We start from the raw sequence: 18,193 nt of genomic DNA on the forward strand, positions 1-18,193 counted from the left end.
CTTACATTCCCATTGGACCGCTACGGCGACGGTTATTACCACTGTTTGCAGAAGCTGCAGAGTTTTCTGAACTATCAGCGATCACAACTTGGTCACCTTGTTTTAATCCGGCAAGTACTTGTGCATTTACACGGTTATTAATACCTACCAAAATTTGTGTTGGTTTAGTCGTACCATCTGCTTGTAAAACGCGAACTACACTTAGTGTTGCTTTGCCTTGTTCAATAAGTTGTTTTTGTTCAGGAGTTAAATTTAAGCGTTCTAAACGAACACCATTACCTTGATGCTTGCGTTCTGCACTTGGAGTAGAACTCGCTTTATCTGCTGATTGACCCTGTTTTCTTTGGCCAGAAAATTGTTTGCTACTTAACGCAGAAGATGGAACCAATAAGGCATTTTTTGCTGAATTTAATACGATATAAACTTGTGCAGTCATATCAATACGCAATTTGCCGTCCGTATTTGGAACATCAAATAAAGCGTTGTAGTAAACAGCTGAGCTTGTTGTTGAACTTGTGGTGCTGTTTGATTCACTAGAGATCGAATCTGGAGCAGGTTCAATTTGACGTAAGGTTGCATAGCGCTTGGTTTCATCACCTAAGGTCGTGAAATAGACCTGCTGACCTTTTTCCACTTTCATAATATCGGCTTCACTCACCTGTGCTTTAATCGTCATATTTTGAAGTTTTGCAATTTTGACGATAGTAGGAGCACTTTGGTTTGCGTTTACCGTTTGACCTTCTTCAGTCACAATCGCAACAACCGTACCATCAGTTGGTGCAACAATACGTGTATAGCCAATATTAGTTTGTGCTGTTGAACGCGTTATTTTTGCAGATTCAATTTGGGCATCTAATGCTTTAACTTGTGCCTGAGCTGTTTTATAAGCAGCTTCAGCCGACTCTAAATCTGCACGAGGTGTTGCATCTTGAGCATACATTTGTTGTTGACGACGATATTCGAGTTGTTTCTCGTTTAAAGAAGCGATTTGCTGAAGACGCTGTGCCTCTAAATTTTTAATATTAGCATCAGATGTTTTTAAACTGTTTTCTTGGGTGGTCGAGTCAATTTGTGCAATAAGTTGACCTTGTTTTACTTGATCACCAAGCTGTACATACATCTTTTTGACCTGACCAGATACCTGAGCACCCACACTAATAAGCTTGGTTGCATCAAGTGTACCGGTTGCAAGTACATTATTCTCAATATCCCCGCGAGTTACCTCTGCTGTAATATATTGAGGTTGCTGTTGTTTAGGCTTTAAGAATTTCCAAGCTAAGACAGCAATAATGGCGATACAGACGACAATAATTACGAGTTTAATTGGCTTTATTTTTGGCATGGCGAGAGGTCGAAAAGTCTAAAATTTAACTTAGTATAAGAGTCAAATGAGGATAAAACGTGAATTTTTATGATATTTCAATAAAGCAGGCAAATGATTTGGCTGCCCTAATGTATAAATAATGTTTTTCCACACAGCTCGGCAATGGCTTGTTGCATTAAATGTTGGGCATTCTCATTGGACATGCCTTTGATTGCGGCATCAATTTGTAAAAGCAGGGCAGACCATCCCAAAAATTGCTGTGGATTGAGTCTTCTTAATGCTTGTTGGTATAAGCTAACTTTTGTTTTCCATATACCCAGTTGTAATGCATTATGTGGTTGTTCAAACAACTGCATTAATAAACGCATTTCTTTACTTAATGTCCATAAGATTAAGCTTTCCGGTTCACCGGAACCGATTAAATATTGAAAGATCTTAATGGACTGAGCAAGATTACCTTCTAATAACGCATCGCTTAAATCGTAAGTGGTGTAACGAGACTGATCTTGTAGACATGCATATAACTGTTCAATTTGAATTAGTTTCTGGTCTGGAAAAGTATCTCTTACCCGCATCAAGCTATTTTTAGCAGCGAGCAGGTTATGCTCATGATGCTGCATGAGCCACTGCCAAGCATCATTGTCGAGTTGAATTTCTAACTTCTCAGCCTCAGCGGCTAATATTCGTTGACGGTCTTGCGGATAGTTAGCAGTAAGGGCAACCACCACACCGTTCGCTTCAACAACTTGGAAAAAAGCAGATTTTAAGCTGCTACTGTCTTGTTTGGGTAAAACAATTAACAGCAGGTTAGTTTCATTATGCTGGATATAACTTTTTAGCTGTTTTAAACCATTGGCATCGGGCTTGATATTGCCGTGAACTTCAATCGCAAGTTGCTGAGAAAATAAAGATAGGCTGTTCAGTGCATTAAAGACATTTTTCCAGTCACTTACACTACTAATATCGTAGCGCTGTCTTTCAATGTCTTGTTGCTGCCAGCTTTTGCGGAAAGTGTCGAGTAAATTTTGTTCTAATAAAGGTTCCTGTCCATGCAGGATCCACGCACCCCGAGCTTCCGGAATGCGTTTGAGGGCTTGTAAATAGTCAAGTTTCATTACTTAAGAAAAGATACGTCTATGGTTGAGCTTTTGGTAAGCGATTGGCTGAAATTTGACGAGTAATTTGCTGTGCAAGGTCATCAATTACAATACGTTGCAAGTAACTCTCTTGCTGGTTCTCAGTGTTGACCGTTGCCAAATCATATTGATAACTACGAGCTGCGGTTAAAGTACGCGGCTCTGTAATTTTATTACCTTGACGATCTTCGATTTGGAAAGTTACAGTCAAGCGTAATAACACTTCTGTAAGTTTACCATTTAGAAGCTGACGACGAGGCGTGTATTCTAAAACACGAAGAACATAGGCGTCGTTGTCATTGCTGAGTTGAACACCATTTGCCGTTAAATACACTTTTAATTGTGTTTCAAGGTCATCGGTTTTTGCCGGTAACTCAAGGCTTAATTTTTTATAAACAAGTGGAGTCGCAGTCGGGTTGGTTCCTTTTAAATGGAAACCACACCCGACTAAGCCTGCACTAAGGCCTAAGGTTAAAACAACAGCGGCTAAACGTTGGGCTAAGTGCATGCTTGATCCTCTCATTAATACCTGTAATTAAACCACGAGGTTAACCAATTTGTTTGGAACCACAATCTCTTTTTTGGTTGGTCCTGTTAAGAACTGCTGAACTTCTGGTAATGCTTTCGCTTGAGCTAATAACTCATCTTTAGAAATATCAACAGAAACTTCAAGTTTACCGCGAAGTTTACCATTTACTTGTACAACAATCGTTTGAGTATTGCGGGTTAATGCAGAAGCATCAACTTCAGGGAAAGTTGCTTCTGTTAAGTCCGTACCAAACTGAGCCAATAAAGTCTGGCTTAAATGCGGAGCAAATGGAGCAAGTAAAGTTAACAATGTGGTGATTGCTTCACGTTCTACAGCAACGTCATTGTCATCTTTTGCTTCAAACTTATTGCTTGCGTTTAACAATTCCATCAATGCAGCAATTGCAGTATTGAACGCATGACGACGCTCAATATCATCACTTACTTTTTGAATGGTTTCGTGTGTCTTACGACGTAAATCTTGAGCATCTTTAGACAAGTTTGCTTTATCGATTGCTGTTGCAGAGTTTCCTTTTTCAAGGAAGCTTGCTACCAGACGCCATACACGTTTCAAGAAACGGTTTGCACCTTCAACACCTGCATCAGACCATTCTAAAGATTGATCTGGTGGAGCAGCAAACATCATAAATACACGAGCTGTATCTGCGCCGTATTGATCAATAATGGCTTGTGGGTCAATACCGTTATTTTTCGACTTGGACATTTTTTCTTGTCCGCCGATAATCACTTCTTGACCATCACCTGAATATTTTGCAGAAATGATGCGACCTTTCTCATCACGTTCTAATTCGATATCAGCAGGGTTGAACCAAGTTTTCTTACCATTTTCTGCTTCACGATAGAAAGTATCTGCAAGCACCATGCCTTGAGTTAACAAGTTGGTAAATGGCTCATTACCTTGTACAACACCTTCATCACGCATTAATTTGTGGAAGAAACGTGCATAAAGTAAGTGAAGAATCGCGTGTTCAACACCACCAATATATTGGTTTACAGGAAGCCAGTTTTTAGCTGCTTCAGGTTTTACCATACCACCAGTAAAGTCTGGAGATGCATAACGTGCGTAGTACCAAGATGATTCTACGAATGTGTCCAATGTATCTGTTTCACGGCGTGCATCGCCACCACAGCAAGGACATTTAGTTTCATAGAATTCAGGCATTTTATTTAGTGGATTACCTGAACCATCTGGAACAACATCAGTTGGTAATACAACCGGAAGTTGATCTTCAGGAACTGTGACTTGACCACAAGTATCACAGTTAATCATTGGAATTGGGCAACCCCAGTAACGTTGACGAGAAACACCCCAGTCACGTAAACGGAATTGAACTTTAGAATTTGCTAAACCTTGTGGTTCTAATTTCGCAAGGAATGCATCGAATGCAGCTTGGAATTCTAGACCGTCAAACTCACCAGAGTTAACAAGTTTACCTTCTTTAGAACCGTACCATTCTTGCCACTCGGTAGCAGAATAATCTGCATCGTCAGCACCTTTGGCATCAATGACTTGCTTAATTGGCAAGTTGAACTTGTTAGCAAATTCAAAGTCACGTTCATCATGTGCTGGTACAGCCATTACTGCGCCAGAACCGTAAGACATTAATACGTAGTTCGCAATCCAGACAGGAAGCTCTTCGCCAGTTACAGGGTGTTTTACAAACAAACCTGTTGCCATACCTTTCTTCTCGGCTGTAGCCAAGTCAGCTTCTGCAACTGAACCCATGCGGCATTCTTCAATAAATGCAGCCAATTCAGGGTTATTTTCAGCAGCTTTAAGCGCAAGAGGGTGTTCTGCTGCAACGGCAACGTACGTCACACCCATAAGTGTGTCGGCACGTGTTGTATAAACAGTTAAGCCGTCAGCATAAATTTCAGTATTGGCAGATGGGAAGGTAATTTCCATACCTGTCGAACGACCAATCCAGTTACGCTGCATGGTCAACACTTGTTGAGGCCAGCCGTCTTGTAGAGTGTCTAGGTCGTCTAATAATTCTTGTGCATAGTCCGTAATACGGAAGTAGTACATTGGAATATCGCGTTTTTCAACCAATGCACCTGAACGCCAGCCACGACCATTTTCAACTTGTTCGTTTGCCAAAACTGTTTGGTCAACCGGGTCCCAGTTTACTGTTGAAAGTTTACGGTAGATTAAACCTTTTTTATAAAGCTGAACGAACAACCATTGTTCCCAGTGATAGTACTCTGGTGTACACGTTGCAAATTCACGGTCCCAATCTACAGATAGACCTAATTTTTTTAATTGGTCACGCATGTAAGCGATGTTTTCAAATGTCCATTTTGCCGGAGCAACTTTATGGGCAATTGCAGCGTTTTCTGCTGGTAAACCAAATGCATCCCAACCCATAGGTTGTAATACGGTTTCGCCTTTTAAACGGTAAAAACGGCTAATTACATCGCCAATGGTATAGTTACGCACATGACCCATGTGCAGTTTGCCACTTGGGTAAGGGAACATTGACAGGATGTAGCGATGTTTACCTTCGACAGTGTCGGCAACTTTAAAGACTTTACGATTTTCCCAATCTTGTTGGACTGATGGTTCAATCGTGTTTGCTTGATATTCTGGGTCAATGTGAGAAATAGTCATAGACGTAAGCTATACAACGAAAATTGAAATGAAAGATTGCTGCACAGCATAGCGCAAAATAGAGGAAAATGTCAGTTTTTAGAGCAGGATTTTATCTTTTAATCTGCGCTATAAAATTTCCCAATCTATTCTTGTTTATTTTAAATAATCGAAGAGTGGTAAAAATATTCACCACTCTCATTTTAATTATCTTGGTGCCGATACAGACGGGGCAGGTGGGACCGGGACAGCAGGTGCACCTTTTTCCACTGCTACGTTAGTTACTTCTTGCACGACTTTATCCTGAGATGGTTGTTCTAAGTTTGATGTTGGATTTTTCAACAATGGTTGACTGCCGTAAGTCGAAACTTTGTTCAAATGTTTCGCTCCTTTAGGTGGTGGCGTCGTGGTGTAATGTGTCGAGCCACTTTGATCCATCCATTTATAATATTGCTGTGCCTGACTTTGACTTGAGCAAAGTAAAATCGCTGTTGTAGCGGCTGTATACAGGCTTGTTTTTAAATAAGATAAATTCATATCAGTTCTTCCCCAATGTAAACTGACTATATTTAAATAAACTTTATAAATAAGCAATTTAGAATGGATCGTTTTATATAAAAATAATGAATTTTTAATAAATAATGAGCTAAGAAGAGTAAATTCACGATTTAATATTAGATTAAAAAAGCAGCAGCTAAATTTTTTTATGGAAAAACCTTTTCTTTATTCTTGACTTTGTATATAGAAACAACAAAAATGCTTTCTCTAGTTTTATATGCATTTACTCGATCACCCTTCGAATAACTGTCATGTTTTGTAATAGACATTCTCTCTAGCCGAGAGATTGATTTTACTAAAGTATGTATATCCAGACATGCTTTATTAATGTTAAAACAGCTTATACGGCTGAAAAACAGAAATTTTTCTATTGCAACGAAAACTAGACAATATGTGTGCTATAACAGTGCAGACAATTCAATGAATGAAACACTATTTATGCCTTCCATAAAATAGTGATATAAGATTTTAGGGTGAATCACGTTGGAACTTTTATCTGGTGGTGAAATGCTCGTTCGCGCTCTTGCGGACGAAGGCGTTGAACATGTTTTTGGTTATCCAGGCGGCGCAGTATTACATATTTATGATGCGCTATTTCAACAAGACAAAATCAATCATTACCTCGTGCGCCATGAGCAAGCTGCTGGTCATATGGCAGATGCCTACTCGCGTGCTACAGGTAAGACTGGCGTAGTACTGGTCACTTCTGGTCCAGGCGCAACCAATACAGTAACTCCAATTGCAACAGCTTATATGGACTCAATCCCAATGGTGGTTTTGTCTGGCCAGGTTGCATCACATCTGATTGGTGAAGACGCTTTCCAGGAAACTGACATGGTTGGTATTTCACGTCCTATCGTGAAACACAGCTTTCAGGTCCGCCACGCAAGTGAAATCCCTGCAATTATTAAAAAAGCATTCTATATCGCATCAAGTGGGCGCCCTGGTCCAGTTGTAGTCGATATTCCTAAAGATGCGACTAACCCTGCAGAAAAGTTTGCATACGAATACCCTGAAAAAGTGAAGATGCGTTCATATCAACCACCTTCACGCGGCCACTCTGGTCAAATTCGTAAAGCAATTGATGAATTACTAACTGCAAAACGTCCTGTTATTTATACAGGTGGTGGTGTCGTACAAGGGAATGCTTCTGCGTTATTAACCGAACTTGCACATTTACTTGGTTATCCGGTAACTAACACACTTATGGGGTTAGGCGGATTCCCGGGCGATGACCCACAGTTTATTGGCATGTTGGGTATGCACGGTACATATGAAGCCAATATGGCAATGCACCATGCAGACGTAATTTTGGCGATTGGTGCGCGTTTTGATGACCGCGTAACAAATAACCCAGCCAAATTCTGCCCGAACTCAAAAGTGATTCATGTCGATATCGACCCTGCAACTATTTCAAAAACGATTATGGCGCATATTCCGATCGTTGGTGCAGTAGAGCCAGTTCTTCAAGAAATGTTGGCACAGTTAAAACAATTAAATGTGTCTAAACCAAATCCTGAAGCAATTGCGGCTTGGTGGTCTCAAATCAATGAATGGCGCAAAGTTCATGGCTTGAAATATGAAAATCCATCTGATGGCACTATGAAGCCACAGCAGGTTGTTGAAACTTTATATAAAGTGACCAATGGCGATGCCATTATTACTTCTGACGTAGGTCAACATCAGATGTTTGGTGCACTTTATTATAAGTACAAACGTCCTCGCCAATGGATCAACTCAGGTGGCCTTGGCACCATGGGTGTTGGTTTACCTTATGCAATGGCTGCGAAGCTTGCTTTCCCAGACCAACAAGTTGTTTGTATTACGGGTGAAGCTTCAATTCAGATGTGTATTCAGGAACTTTCAACCTGTAAACAATATGGCTTGAACGTAAAAATCTTGTGCTTGAACAACCGTGCATTAGGTATGGTGAAACAATGGCAAGATATGAACTATGAAGGTCGTCATTCAAGTTCTTATGTTGAGTCATTACCTGACTTTGCCAAGTTAATGGAAGCTTATGGTCATGTAGGCATTCAAATTAATCATGCCGATGAACTTGAATCTAAGCTTGCAGAAGCAATGGCAATCAATGATAAATGCGTATTTATCAACGTTATGGTTGACCGTAGCGAACACGTTTATCCAATGCAGGTTGCAGGTCAATCTATGCGTGATATGTGGATTTCTAAAGGGGAGCGCATTTAATGAGACATATTATTTCTGTACTCGTTGAAAACGAAGCTGGTGCGCTTTCTCGTTTGGTGGGCTTATTCAGTCAACGTAACTACAACATTGAAACACTTAATGTTGCACCAACCGAAGATCCGACATTATCGCGTTTAACGTTAACGACTTATGGCGATGACCATAAGATCGAACAAATTACGAAACAGCTCAACAAGCTTGTTGAGGTGGTAAAAGTAGTTGATTTATCAGAAGGTTCACACATTGAGCGTGAACTCATGCTAATCAAAGTAAAAGCATTGGGTGCTTCACGTGCTGAAATTAAACGCACTGCGGATATTTTCCGTGCGCAAATTGTAGACGTGACACCAACGACCTATACCATTCAAATAGCAGGGACAACTGAAAAATTAGATGGTTTTATCGATGCGCTTGCAGAAAACACCATTCTTGAAGTCGTTCGTTCAGGTGTATCAGGTATCGCCCGTGGCGAAAAAGTTTTAGCCATTTAATTTTTTAAAAAGTATTTTAGCGGAGAACACAAATGCAAATTTTTTACGATAAAGACTGTGACTTATCAATCATCCAAAGCAAGAAAGTTGCGATTATTGGTTACGGTTCTCAAGGTCATGCTCATGCACTTAACCTTAAAGACTCAGGTGTAGACGTAACTGTAGGTTTACGTGCTGGTTCAGCTTCTTGGAAGAAAGCTGAAAACGCTGGTCTTAAAGTTGCTGAAGTCCCAGCAGCAGTTAAGCAAGCTGACCTCGTAATGATTTTGACTCCAGATGAATTCCAATCACAACTTTACCGTGACGTGATTGAGCCAAACATCAAAGAAGGCGCGACTTTAGCATTTGCTCATGGTTTCTCTGTTCTATATAACCAAGTTGTTCCACGTAAAGACTTAGACGTAATCATGGTTGCGCCTAAAGCTCCTGGTCACACTGTACGTTCAGAATTCCAACGTGGTTCAGGTGTTCCTGACCTAATCGCAATTCACCAAGACGCTTCTGGTAATGCACGTAACGTTGCGCTTTCTTACGCTTCTGGCGTAGGCGGTGGCCGTACAGGTATTATCGAAACTTCATTCCGTGAAGAAACTGAAACTGACTTATTCGGTGAGCAAGCAGTTCTTTGTGGTGGTGCAGTTGAACTAGTGAAAATGGGCTTCGAAACTTTGGTTGAAGCTGGTTATGCACCAGAAATGGCTTACTTCGAATGCTTACACGAACTTAAGTTAATCGTTGACTTGATGTTCGAAGGCGGTATCGCTGACATGAACTACTCAGTTTCTAACAATGCTGAGTACGGTGAATACGTAACTGGTCCTGAAGTAATCAATGAACAGTCTCGTGAAGCAATGCGTAATGCATTAAAACGTATTCAATCTGGTGAATACGCGAAGATGTTCATCCAAGAAGGTGCGTTAAACTACCCATCTATGACAGCTCGTCGTCGTCAAAATGCTGCACACGGTATTGAACAAACTGGTGCTAAATTACGTGCGATGATGCCTTGGATTCAAGCGAACAAGATCGTAGACAAAGAGAAAAACTAATTTTCTTTTCTATTGTTTTTAAAAGAACCCTGCTAAATGCAGGGTTTTTTATTTTATTAGCCCCTAAAACAAGTTTAAAAAAACATCATTAAGGTCAATTGACCTAGACTTAAGAAATCCTATATTTTTCATATAATTGGATGCTTAATTTTTGTTTACTTTATTGATTTCTAAAGTAAAAAATACTTGACCAAATGTTAGATAATGTTATTGTTTATAACTGACTAAAAAAGTCGAATTTACTAATTTTTCTTTAACGTGTTTAATTGTATTTTGTGCAATGAGTTGAACAAAATAAAAAAAAGTATTGAATAATCATGGAAGTCCAATATGGGTCATGTTGATTACGATAGCACATTGATCGTCGGCTCTTTTATTGCGGCTGGCGCTATTTGCTATATTGTGATTTCCATGGAGCAGTTAATATTTAAGCAAACTTATAAAAAGATTGAGCCGTTTATTCTATTACTCAATGGATTATTACTCGCAGCAGCGATTAGTATTGTCCATATTGTCGGCATGCATGCTTACCATTTATTTGAAGCAGCTTCCTCGAACGTTCCTTTAATTACACTGGCTTTTGGAATTAGTGCTGTACTTTCAAGTGTCGCAATTTGGCTGACTTCTCGTTTTACACTTCCTATATTTAGACTCATTTTAAGCTCAGTCATTATGGGAATTGGAATTTCTGCTTCTTATTATGTGAGTATGTTAGGCTGGAATATTGATATTTATAAGAAAGACTACACTTCCTTTCTTATTTTATTTTCTGTCTTAATTGCCATGAGCGGGTCGGGGCTAGCTTTCTTGCTGGCCTATAAATTAAAAGAAAGTGAACGGCACCGTATAAGTTTAAAATTAGCCTTTGCAGTGATGATGACCCTAAGTATTATGGGGATGCACTATACGGCACTTATTTCGACAAATATTACCGATAAGTTTGTAAGCCAATATCAGGCTGAACATGACTTGCTACTATTTACAATTATTTTGGTTACCTGTCTGGTGCTGGTCGCGAGTTTTATTGTTGCCGTGCTGGAACAACGACTGAACCAGCGAAATCTAGAACTGCGCAAAGCCAATAAAGAATTAGCCAACCTTTCTATTCAAGATAACTTAACTAAATTACCAAACCGACTTTATTTAGTGGATTACGCCGAAGTCCTCCTGTCAGATCACCGTTATAAAGACCAAAAAATTGCTTTTCTCTATATTGATTTAGACCGTTTTAAATCGGTAAATGATGCGTTTGGACACCACATTGGTGATCAACTGCTTATACAAATGGCCAATCGGTTACATTGGCAACTCAATGAAAAATGTAAATTGCTTAGAATTGGTGGGGATGAGTTTTTACTCATTGCTGAAAACACTGATACTGAAGAGGCAATGCAACTTGCTGAAAAAGTATTACATCTTATTCAAGACAGTTACCAAATTTCCGGTAAAGAAATTAATATTTCAGCAAGTCTAGGTATCGCACTATTCCCTGAACATGGGCAAAATGTTCAAGACCTGCTAATGAATGCCGATGCTGCCATGCTGATGTCTAAAGAGCAGGGCCGCAATACTTATACCGTCTTTAGTTATTCTACCCATCAACAAGAAACAAGAAGTCAGTCAAAACTGATCAATGATTTATACAAAGCAGTCGAAGAAAAACAATTTGTTCTCTACTACCAGCCAAAATTTAATACCAATCTTGAGATTTGTGGGGTAGAAGCACTCATTCGCTGGAACCATCCATCTTTAGGTATGCTGACACCGCATATGTTTATTGGTGGCGCGGAAAAGACAGGTTTAATTATTCCAATGGGATATTGGGCGCTTGAGCAAGCTTGCCAACAAATTCAGGAATGGGAACGTAGCAATACGCAGTTTTATCCAATCGCAGTCAATTTATCTGCCTTGCGGTTCGAAAATAAAAAGCTCTTTAGTACTCTCGAAGGTTTGTTAAAAAAATATCAAATTCAGCCGCATCACCTCATTATTGAAATTACCGAATCAACCGCAATGCGGCATATCGACTTAAGCATTCGTGCTTGTGAGCGACTGCGCGATATGGGCATTCGTGTGGCAATTGATGACTTTGGAACAGGGCACTCAAGCTTCTTATATTTAAAAGATTTACCAGTCGATGAACTTAAAATTGACCGTGGATTTATTGTCGATTTAAAACCGGGCTCAAAAGAAGAAGTCATTTTAGAAAGTATTATTCATTTGGCGAAAAAGTTAGGTTTAACCGTAACAGCCGAAGGGGTGGAGACACAGCAACAAGTTGAGATTTTAACACGCTTGGGCTGTCAGCAGTTCCAAGGTTATTTGTTGGGTATGCCTGTAAATGTAGGGCAACTGATTCAGTCGCAAGGTGCTCATTTTGTTTAAACCAGATATTTGGTTAAATTTAAAAACTACTACTTAATATAATATCTAAAATAATAATTTAGTTAATCTAATGAAAAATAATAAGAATTTTTAAAACTTGTCATAAATTCCACATTGACACTTTTAAACTCTCAGATTATCCTTTGCCTGCTGGCCTACATTGCCAGCCGGTTGTCGCAGACCGATTAGTAAAGGCATCAGATTATTCCCTCTGAGGAGTAGTCTTGTGTGTACAATCGTCCCTCGCTCGTTGCGGTAGGACGAGTGAGGGACACCTTTGGGTGTGCTGATTCTTTACTATCAGTCTGCGAACCCTTGCTCGTTCTGCCACCATAATCTTTTATTAATGCTTTGGCAGAACTCCCAAAATAAGGAGTTGGCTATGCATACTATTTTTACACCTCCCAGTTAGTCTTTATGCAGTTTGATCACCTTTAGGTTTTCAGGCATCAGTTCTTCACGACTAAAAAATCATATCAACAATAAAACTTGAGATGCGTTAGCGCAGTCTTTGGGGCCTTTGCATGCTTTTTTTGCTTAGAGCAAAAGTTGCAGTCATTTTATCTCTATACACAACAAGAAATTATTTTATAACGGTAACTATATGTCATATTCAGATCTCTCATTTCGCGCGTTAAGCGTACTCCATAAGTCTCGATATCTTTTTAATAAACATGGTTTTCATAATGTAGGAGTAGACCGCATTGTGCGAGAAGCAGAGGTGCCAAAAGCTTCGTTTTATAACTATTTCCACTCTAAAGAACGGCTTATTGAAATGTGCCTACACTTTCAAAAAGACGTCTTAAAAGAACAAGTGCGCTCAATCATTTACATACAAAAAGATTTAATCTTGCGTGAAAAACTCAAAAAGATTTTCTTTTTACATACTAATCTGGATGGTTATTACCACTTGCTATTTAGGGCTATTTTTGAAATTGAGAAACTCTATCCCGCAGCCTATCAAGTGGTTGTACAATATCGGCATTGGTTAACTACTGAAGTTTATAAATTGCTTTTAACTGTGAAGAAAGACACTACGAAAAGCGATAGCGATATGTTTTTATTTACATTAGATGGTGCCATTATTCAGCTGCTAGATGAAACTAGGGGTGATACGAGAGAACTGTTATTCGCTTATATTTTAAAGGGTATTTTTCTTAAAGATTAACTTATTAAAATCTATATGTTTATTAATTGATATATTTAGAATAACTAAATTTATATAAAGTTCAGGCGGTTATGCTTTTAAAACATATCAACCTGAACATTATATTGAACCAGATAAAAAACAGATCTGATCACCTGATAGAGCATGTATTACAGCTCCTCTCATCTTCAAAAATAAAACTTATAATATGGTAAAGGGCCGTAATAATTAAATTTTTTTAAGCGGCTTCATATTTTTGTTTTGTTTCAAGTTCAATGAGTTTATTTATATAAGACCATGTTTCTTCAGAGTTAATTTCTGGTTTGTTAATAGTCCCGTCAATAATAAGCCCATCTATAATGTTAAGAAAAAGACTGCTTAATACTTTTGGATCTTCAATTTCTAACTCTAAAAATATAGATAAAACTAAACTGTAAATCCATTCACGGTATTTATTTACTTGTTTTTTAATAGAAGGATAGAGCTGCAGGACTTCTATCGTTGCTTTTTTAAATAAACAACCACTAAAATCTTCAGTGTTAATCCAGTCGATATACCAATTAAAAATACTTTTCAGTTTATTTAATGGGTCATCTGCACTATTAACTTTATCTAATAAAGAAGTTTGGACTTCTAAAATTCTTCGGCGAAGACACTCTTCAATTAAAACTTCTTTAGAAGAGAAGTACTTATAAAAAGTCATTTTTGCAACTTTAGATTCAGCAATAATTTTGTCTACCCCAATAGAGGTATAACTTTTCTGATTAAAAAGGGTCATTGCTGTTGTTATAATCGTTTCTCTTTTTGACATTGGTTGCCCCGTCATAGATATTTTTTGATTAACTTTGCTATTGTAAAGTATGAAAGCTTAAATAAAACTTATTTAATGATATTTAAAAAATTATATTTATTCAATAGCTTGGTTTGCCTTGATAAATAAAGAAATAAATATTTTATTGGCAATAGTTTACTTTTTTAAATAATATTAATTAATCCATTGATTTGTTGAGATAATAAACATAATATCAATTCGTTAAGTATGGGTATACGGAATTTATCCTTTTTACGTTCGAATACGTAATGGAAATAGAGGGATAGCCTTTAGCTTAACTATAAGAAAAACTTTTTATTGAGAATGATTATGTCAAAAAAATTTGAAGACTTTAATAATCCAAGAGAAAAAGCATTGCAGGGGATGAAAGATAGTATTCCTGCTTCACAATGGGAAGAAAACTTACTGTTTCTCAAACAATTAAGGAATAAAATTGCGCAATTGCCAGTAAGTAAACACCCTGCAATTGAAATATTAAATAACGGTTATCTTGATAAACAAACCTTGACTCGTATTCATTTAGAATATCGTCATGCCATTGTTCAGATTTTTACCGATGCTTTATTAAAGGCGCAGTTTCTGACAAAGCAATTGGAACCAAAGCTTCACTCGGGTGCTAAAATGTTTCCACGGGTGTTGTTGAGCTTAAATATATTAGATGAATTTGGTTTTCGACCGGGTTTAGATAAAGATAATTATTATTTAGGCAACCCTGAATATGCACATTATCCATTATATGAAGATTTGCTAAATGACTATGGTTTGACTGAGGCTGACCGCCGTAATTATAAACCTTCAAAAATTGCAGATCAGGTGAGAACATTTTTAGAAGCTTCTTACGATCGTTATATTAATGTGGTGGCATTATTGGCGGTGGCAGAAGAAGAAGTTATTCTTTTTAGCCCACCATTGCGACAAGCAACCAAGTTTGTAAATATCGATGTTGAGGGTGGTGGTTATTACCATGTACACGGCGTTTCAACAGATGAAACAGCTGAAGCTGCTGATGATGACCATCAGGATGACCTTTGGTTTGCGTTGGCTCAAGCCATTACCAAAGATGATTATGAAAGCTTGACTCAACTATGTCTTGATTATTGTGCACTGTGGACCGAGTTTTGGGATGCACAAATTGCCGATGTCCAATTTATTGAAGAAAAGAAATTAGCATAAACGTCTAAGTTTATTCATAAAAAGCCTGTTGATATTGAACAGGCTTTTTTAATGGCTCAATTAAAAATATTCCAAATATGAAAACACGGATAGACAACTCAACAATCTCTAAACAGTACCTATAAATCTGCTACAATTACGCCAATTTTTATTTTGATCGACTTTAGATCTTTGGCACTGCAATCTCCGCAGTAGGTGTATTTCATGAGTTTTAAAGATGAGTTAGCGGCACAGGTCGCTCAACGACGCACATTTGCTATTATTTCCCACCCCGATGCCGGTAAAACCACCATGACAGAAAAACTGTTGTTATGGGGTAAAGCGATTCAGGTTGCAGGGATGGTAAAAAGCCGTAAATCTGATCGTGCAGCTACATCTGACTGGATGGAAATGGAAAAAGAACGTGGTATTTCGATCACCACGTCTGTTATGCAGTTCCCATATAAAGGTCACACGATTAACTTACTCGATACACCGGGGCACGAAGACTTCTCGGAAGATACTTATCGTACCCTTACTGCTGTTGACTCTGCACTGATGGTGATTGACGGTGCAAAAGGTGTCGAAGAACGTACCATCAAATTGATGGAAGTGTGTCGTATGCGTGACACACCAATTATTTCATTCGTCAACAAAATGGACCGTGAAATTCGTGAGCCACTTGAGTTGTTAGATGAAATTGAAAACGTCTTGAATATTCGCTGTGTACCAATTACATGGCCACTTGGTATGGGTCGTGACTTTGCTGGTGTATACAATATTCTTGAAGATAAATTGTATGTCTACAAAGCAGGTTTTGGTTCAACCATTACCGATATTGAAGTACGTGATGGCTATAATCACGCCGATATTCGTGAAAAAGTTGGTGAGTTAGCTTGGGCTTCTTTTGAAGAGTCACTTGAGCTTGTACAAATGGCAAATGAGCCATTAGATCGTGAACTTTTCTTACAAGGTAAACAAACACCTGTTTTATTTGGTACAGCATTAGGTAACTTTGGTGTTGACCACGTTCTCGATGCATTTATGAACTGGGCACCTGAACCTAAAGCACATCCAACGCAAGAGCGTATGGTTGAAGCAAAAGAAGAAGGTTTCTCTGGCTTTGTATTTAAAATTCAAGCCAACATGGACCCTAAACACCGTGACCGTATTGCCTTCATGCGTATTTGTTCAGGTAAATACGAGAAAGGCCTGAAAATGAATCACGTACGTATTGGTAAAGAGGTTCGTATTAGTGATGCGTTGACTTTCCTTGCAGGCGAGCGTGAGCACTTAGAAGAAGCATGGCCGGGCGATATTATTGGTTTACACAACCACGGTACAATCCAGATTGGTGATACTTTCACTAGCGGTGAAAACTTGCACTTCACTGGTATTCCTCACTTCGCGCCGGAAATGTTCCGCCGTGTACGTTTGAAAGACCCATTAAAGTCAAAACAGTTGCAAAAAGGTTTGAAAGAGTTGTCTGAAGAAGGTGCAACTCAGGTATTTATGCCACAAATTAGCAATGATTTGATCGTGGGAGCTGTGGGTGTACTTCAGTTTGACGTTGTTGCTTACCGCTTGAAAGAAGAATATAAAGTTGACTGTGTTTATGAGCCAGTAAGTGTAAATACGGTACGCTGGATTCATTGTGATGATGAAAAGATTCTTAATGAGTTTAAGAAAAAGGCACATGACCAACTTTCTATTGATGGTGGCGGACACTTAACGTATCTTGCGCCAAGCCGAGTGAACTTGCAGATTATGCAAGAGCGTTGGCCTGATATTGAGTTCCGTAGCACACGTGAACACTAATCATGTAAATGTGACAAACAGCTTCGAATAGAAGCTGTTTTGTTTTGAAAAATAAGAAAGGATGATGAAATGAACTTGAGTAAAAAGACAATTATTGCGCTTGTGGTTGCAGCCATAGCTCTAATTTTGGCTATTTGTGTATTTGTCTGGAAAAAGCCTCAGTCTTCATCATCTTCTCAAGAAAATTCAGCTTCTACTCAAGACCATCCGGTTGAGAAAGCAGAGGTTTTACCTTATTTAAATTTGACCGAAACCAAAGCAAGTTATGCAGTGCCGTTTTGTGAAAAGAAAAATTGTATTGATGTCGATATTCAAACCATAAAAACCCAAGATGCGTGGTTAAATAGCTGGATTGAAAAAAATCAGGCGAAAGTTATTCAAGCTCAAATTAATTTGAAAAAAGATTTAAGCCTTCAACAAGCGATTAATGCTTACGTGAAAAAGTCGGATGAATGGCAAGATAAATATTCTAAAAATCGTGCTTATGAATTACACATTCGTACACGCATTGCCTCGCAGCGTAACCAGTATGTGTTATTGCAATTGGCTTTAGACAGTAAACAAGAAGAGATCACCATAAAAGACCGTTATTATTTTTTCGTGGCTGATCGTAAACTTCATAAAAACTTAACGTTGCTTGATGTGCTTAAAAAAGACCAGCAACCGACAGTACATCAAATTGTTCAAACTGCGTACCAGGACTGGTTGAAAAAGCAAACTGCCGATGTCAACAAACAGGCCCCAAAAACTTTATATTGGGGACAAGCTGACTGGTTCTTTGATGGTGAAGGGGTAGGTTTGCACTATCAGGCAAATCAGATTACGAAAGATGCGCCTCAACTTGATATTTATTTAACAACAGAACAAACGAAAAAAATATTGCAACCTCAGGTTTATGAACAAATGTTTTAAGTTGGTAGCAGAATTTGCAACCTACTTGTAGATGCGCTAACT

General features: G+C 38.5%; 14 protein-coding genes. 8 read left to right on the top strand and 6 right to left on the bottom strand.

Annotated features, from left to right (window positions below):
* Position 1 precedes the first annotated feature (1 nt).
* The 5 genes from EG365_RS11000 to EG365_RS11020 form a co-directional block, all read right to left on the bottom strand.
* Complete coding sequence (locus EG365_RS11000; protein WP_001124214.1) at positions 2–1,342, bottom strand: MacA family efflux pump subunit; 1,341 nt, start codon at positions 1,340–1,342, stop codon at positions 2–4.
* Positions 1,343–1,449: 107 nt separating this feature from the next.
* A complete protein-coding gene (gene holA / locus EG365_RS11005) occupies positions 1,450–2,439 on the bottom strand; it encodes a DNA polymerase III subunit delta (protein ID WP_000762831.1) in 990 nt (329 codons plus the stop codon).
* 19 nt (positions 2,440–2,458) lie between these two features.
* Complete coding sequence (gene lptE / locus EG365_RS11010) at positions 2,459–2,968, bottom strand: LPS assembly lipoprotein LptE (protein WP_000549819.1); 510 nt, start codon at positions 2,966–2,968, stop codon at positions 2,459–2,461.
* Between the two features lie 27 nt (positions 2,969–2,995).
* Positions 2,996–5,620, bottom strand: coding sequence for a leucine--tRNA ligase (gene leuS, locus EG365_RS11015; protein WP_000155773.1), 2,625 nt, complete (start codon positions 5,618–5,620; stop codon positions 2,996–2,998).
* A 186-nt stretch (positions 5,621–5,806) separates the two neighbouring features.
* Complete coding sequence (locus EG365_RS11020; protein ID WP_001054470.1) at positions 5,807–6,136, bottom strand: DUF4124 domain-containing protein; 330 nt, start codon at positions 6,134–6,136, stop codon at positions 5,807–5,809.
* A gap of 504 nt (positions 6,137–6,640) precedes the next feature.
* On the opposite strand from EG365_RS11020, the gene EG365_RS11025 reads away from it, so the two are divergent.
* The 5 genes from EG365_RS11025 (at position 6,641) to EG365_RS11050 (ending at position 13,458) form a co-directional block, all read left to right on the top strand.
* The gene (locus EG365_RS11025) at positions 6,641–8,365 is read left to right on the top strand and encodes an acetolactate synthase 3 large subunit (protein ID WP_000422094.1); all 1,725 of its coding nucleotides are present in this window, start codon (positions 6,641–6,643) and stop codon (positions 8,363–8,365) included.
* A complete protein-coding gene (ilvN, locus tag EG365_RS11030; RefSeq protein ID WP_001215920.1) occupies positions 8,365–8,856 on the top strand; it encodes an acetolactate synthase small subunit in 492 nt (163 codons plus the stop codon). The genes EG365_RS11025 and ilvN overlap by 1 nt, the downstream gene beginning before the upstream one ends.
* Positions 8,857–8,888: 32 nt before the next feature.
* Positions 8,889–9,905, top strand: coding sequence for a ketol-acid reductoisomerase (gene ilvC, locus EG365_RS11035; protein ID WP_001165443.1), 1,017 nt, complete (start codon positions 8,889–8,891; stop codon positions 9,903–9,905).
* 330 nt (positions 9,906–10,235) lie between these two features.
* The gene (locus tag EG365_RS11040) at positions 10,236–12,290 is read left to right on the top strand and encodes a GGDEF domain-containing phosphodiesterase (RefSeq protein ID WP_000510213.1); all 2,055 of its coding nucleotides are present in this window, start codon (positions 10,236–10,238) and stop codon (positions 12,288–12,290) included.
* A 604-nt stretch (positions 12,291–12,894) separates the two neighbouring features.
* Entirely contained in the window at positions 12,895–13,458 is a 564-nt protein-coding gene (locus EG365_RS11050) for a TetR/AcrR family transcriptional regulator (RefSeq protein WP_000122215.1), read from the top strand.
* A gap of 217 nt (positions 13,459–13,675) precedes the next feature.
* Here the strand turns inward: EG365_RS11050 and EG365_RS11055 are convergent, their stop codons facing one another.
* Positions 13,676–14,248 carry a TetR/AcrR family transcriptional regulator gene (locus EG365_RS11055; RefSeq protein ID WP_000043984.1) on the bottom strand — a complete coding sequence of 191 codons (573 nt, stop codon included), beginning with the start codon at positions 14,246–14,248 and terminating at the stop codon, positions 13,676–13,678.
* Positions 14,249–14,578: 330 nt separating this feature from the next.
* Here EG365_RS11055 and EG365_RS11060 point away from each other — a divergent pair, with 330 nt between their 5' ends.
* The 3 genes from EG365_RS11060 to EG365_RS11070 all read left to right on the top strand — a co-directional run bounded on the left by EG365_RS11060 (position 14,579) and on the right by EG365_RS11070 (position 18,151).
* Complete coding sequence (locus tag EG365_RS11060; protein WP_000037366.1) at positions 14,579–15,442, top strand: hypothetical protein; 864 nt, start codon at positions 14,579–14,581, stop codon at positions 15,440–15,442.
* 204 nt (positions 15,443–15,646) lie between these two features.
* On the top strand, positions 15,647–17,239 hold the full coding sequence (locus EG365_RS11065; protein WP_000008538.1) for a peptide chain release factor 3: 1,593 nt from the start codon (positions 15,647–15,649) through the stop codon (positions 17,237–17,239).
* A gap of 69 nt (positions 17,240–17,308) precedes the next feature.
* Positions 17,309–18,151, top strand: a complete 843-nt coding sequence (locus EG365_RS11070; protein ID WP_001054081.1) for a hypothetical protein — start codon at positions 17,309–17,311, stop codon at positions 18,149–18,151.
* Positions 18,152–18,193 lie beyond the last annotated feature (42 nt).

It is taken from the genome of Acinetobacter sp. FDAARGOS_494 (assembly GCF_003812225.1).
GTDB lineage: Bacteria > Pseudomonadota > Gammaproteobacteria > Pseudomonadales > Moraxellaceae > Acinetobacter > Acinetobacter baumannii.